The organism is Pseudonocardia terrae, from assembly GCF_021343995.1.
GTDB lineage: Bacteria > Actinomycetota > Actinomycetes > Mycobacteriales > Pseudonocardiaceae > Pseudonocardia > Pseudonocardia terrae.
This window is the reverse complement of record NZ_JAJTTE010000131.1, coordinates 1-2813: the sequence shown is the minus strand read 5'-3', so window position 1 is coordinate 2813 and position 2813 is coordinate 1. Positions and strand designations below refer to the sequence as shown.

Below are 2813 nucleotides of genomic sequence, written 5' to 3'. Positions count from 1 at the left end.
TGGACCGTTCCCGATCTTGTAGACACCCGGTCGTAGACTGCCGCTGATCGCAGCGGAGGGAATCGCGTGGCGACACGCCGTCATTTCACCCAGGAGTACAAGGATCAGGCCGTTAGCCTTGTCCTCGATTCGGGCCGAACAATCGCCGAGGTGGCGAAGAGTATCGGCGTGCACGAGATGACGTTGGGCAAGTGGGTGAAGAAGGCACGAGACGCCGGTCGGGTCCCGGACTCTGATCTGTCCGAACCGGAACGGGCGGAGTTGGAACGACTTCGCAAGGAGAACGCGGACCTGCGGATGGAGCGGGATTTCGCAAAAAAAGTGATCATGCCGGCTGGCGCCGCCACCCTGGCCGGATGAGAATCTGTGCGGTCGTCCGGTCCAGACGTCGGCGCTGCGTGGTGCCGCGAGCCCGTAAAAAAGTGTGACGCGGGGAGCCTGAGGCACCCTGACCTGCTGCTTCGAGCGCGTACCTCAGTTTCTTGATCGACAGGTTCCCCACTCCGGGCGGCCCCTGGTGTCGACGGAAGAGGGGTGCGGGATGGATGTGTTGATCGAGCGGTGCGCCGGGTTGGACGTGCACCGCGACACGGTGGTCGCGACGGTGCGCCGGCCCGGCCCTGGTGGACGACGGCGTTCACAGACTCGAACTTTTTCCACGATGACCGGCCAGTTGCAGGCGCTGTCGGACTGGTTGATGGCGGAGAAGGTGACCCTCGTCGGTATGGAATCGACCGGGGTCTACTGGAAACCGGTCTACTACGTCCTGGAAGAAAGGTTTCCGGTGTGGGTAATCAATGCCGAGCATTTGCGTAATGTGCCGGGCCGGAAGACCGATGTGGCTGACTCCGTCTGGATCTCACAATTGTTGGAGCACGGGTTGGTGTCACCCAGTTTCGTGCCGCCGCGACAGATTCGGCTGTTGCGGGATCTGACTCGGCACGGACGGCGGTTGACCGAGGAACGGACCCGGACGATCCAGCGGCTGGAGAAGGTGCTTCAGGACGCCGGGATCAAGCTGACCTCGGTGGCTTCGACGATCCTGGGCAAGACCGGACGGGCGATCCTTGCCGCCCTGTTGGCGGGTGAGGAGGACCCGACCGTATTGGCCGACCTCGCGAAGGGGAGGCTGCGTCCAAAGATCCCGGAGCTGCGGGAGGCGTTGACTCACCGGTTCCGCCTCGAGCACCACGGTCTCCTGATCGCGCAGATGCTCGCGCACGTCGACTTCCTGGAGGACTCGATCGCCCAGACCTACCAGCAGGTCGACGTCCTGCTGCGCCCCGTCGCCGATGTCGTCGAACTGGTACAGACCATTCCGGGAGTCGGACGGCGGGTGGCCGAGGTTCTGGTGGCCGAGGTCGGACTCGACATGACCGCCTTCCCGACAGCGGCCCACCTCGCCTCCTGGGCGGGAATCTGCCCCGGCAACAACGCCTCCGGCGGGAAACGCCGTACCGCGCGCACCCGCCACGGGTCGATGTGGCTGCGTACCGCGTTGACCGAGGCCGCGCACTCCGCGGCCCGGGGCAAGAACACCTACCTCGCCGCCCACCACGCCCAGATCCGGGGGCGTCGGGGAACCCAGAAAGCCATCGGCGCGACCCGGCACGACATCCTCATCGCCTACTTCCATATCATCCGCGACCGGACTCCCTACCGGGAACTCGGCCCCGGCTGGAACAATCGTCGACGTTCCACCGAACAGCAGGCCCGCCGCCTCCTGCGACAGCTCGAAAGAATAGGCGTCAACGTCACGGTGCACAACACCGAATAGCATCGAGCCGATCCGGATGGCCATCAAGAAGCCGAGGCTCCGCCTCGGCCGCACTGCCGTGCCCGCGTGTGGTCCGGTGATTCACACCTCAGTAGCGACCTGGTTCGCGAAAGAACAGCCGTGAAGTACGCGGCGATCGCGGACTGGGCCGATGAAGGCGAGTACCCGGTCACGTTCATGTGCGCCCAGCTCGGCGTGGCCCGCCAGGGCTATTACCGGTGGCGGGCGAGCGGGCCCAGCGAGCGCGAGCGCACCGACGCCGAGCTCACCGACACCATCCGCGCCATCCACCGCGATCTGCACGGCCATCCCGGCGTGCGCCGGGTCTGGGCCGAACTGGTCGTGCGCGGCTACCGGGTCGCCCGCAAGCGGGTCTGGCGGCTCATGCGGGCCGCCGGCCTGCAAGGACGTCACCCGCGCGCCTGGCGACGCACGACCGTGGCAGGTCTGCGCCCCATCGACGCCCCTGACCTGATCGGGCGCGACTTCACCGCGCAGGCCCCCGACACCCGCTGGTGCGGCGACATTTCCTACGTCGCGACGGTGGACGGCTGGGCCTACATCGCGACCGTCATCGACCTGCACTCCCGCAAGGTCGTGGGCTACGCCGTGGCCGACCACCTCCGCACCAGCCTGATCATCGAAGCCCTCGCCGCCGCGCTGCTCACTCGCCGCCCACCGGCCGGGGTGATCTTTCACAGCGACCGCGGAACGCAATACACCAGTCGGGAATTCACCGATTTCTGCGCGGCCAACGGCGTCGTCCGCTCGATGGGCCGGCGCGCCACTTGTTTCGACAATGCCGTCGCCGAATCGTTCTTCGCGACCTACAAGAAGGAGCTCATTCATACTCGCCCGTGGAACAACCTTGCCGAGGTTCGGCAGCAGACGTTCCTCTGGATCGAGGGCTACTACAATCGTCGCCGACGACACTCGACGCTCGGGTACTTGACTCCCACGGAATACGAGCTAGGGTTCAGAGAACTAACCGACCTGGCAGCCTAAACCGGTGTCAATAAAATCGGGAACACTCTAC

The 2813-nt window shown here is 65.5% G+C and carries 3 protein-coding genes; all 3 read left to right on the top strand.

What is annotated here, in order from left to right:
* Positions 1-66: 66 nt before the first annotated feature.
* Positions 67-360: a transposase gene (locus tag LWC33_RS34505; RefSeq protein WP_233308913.1), complete on the top strand. Its 294-nt coding sequence runs from the start codon at positions 67-69 to the stop codon at positions 358-360.
* A gap of 181 nt (positions 361-541) precedes the next feature.
* Positions 542-1777 (top strand): IS110 family RNA-guided transposase, encoded by a 1236-nt coding sequence (locus LWC33_RS34500; RefSeq protein WP_233308912.1) that lies wholly within the window; start codon positions 542-544, stop codon positions 1775-1777.
* Positions 1778-1843: 66 nt separating this feature from the next.
* A complete protein-coding gene (locus tag LWC33_RS34495; protein ID WP_308191063.1) occupies positions 1844-2782 on the top strand; it encodes an IS3 family transposase in 939 nt (312 codons plus the stop codon).
* Positions 2783-2813 lie beyond the last annotated feature (31 nt).

Coding starts and splice junctions, on each gene's coding strand:
- LWC33_RS34500 (WP_233308912.1), top strand. CDS start 542: ATGGATGTGTTGATCGAGCGGTGCGCCGGGTTGGACGTGCACCGCGAC.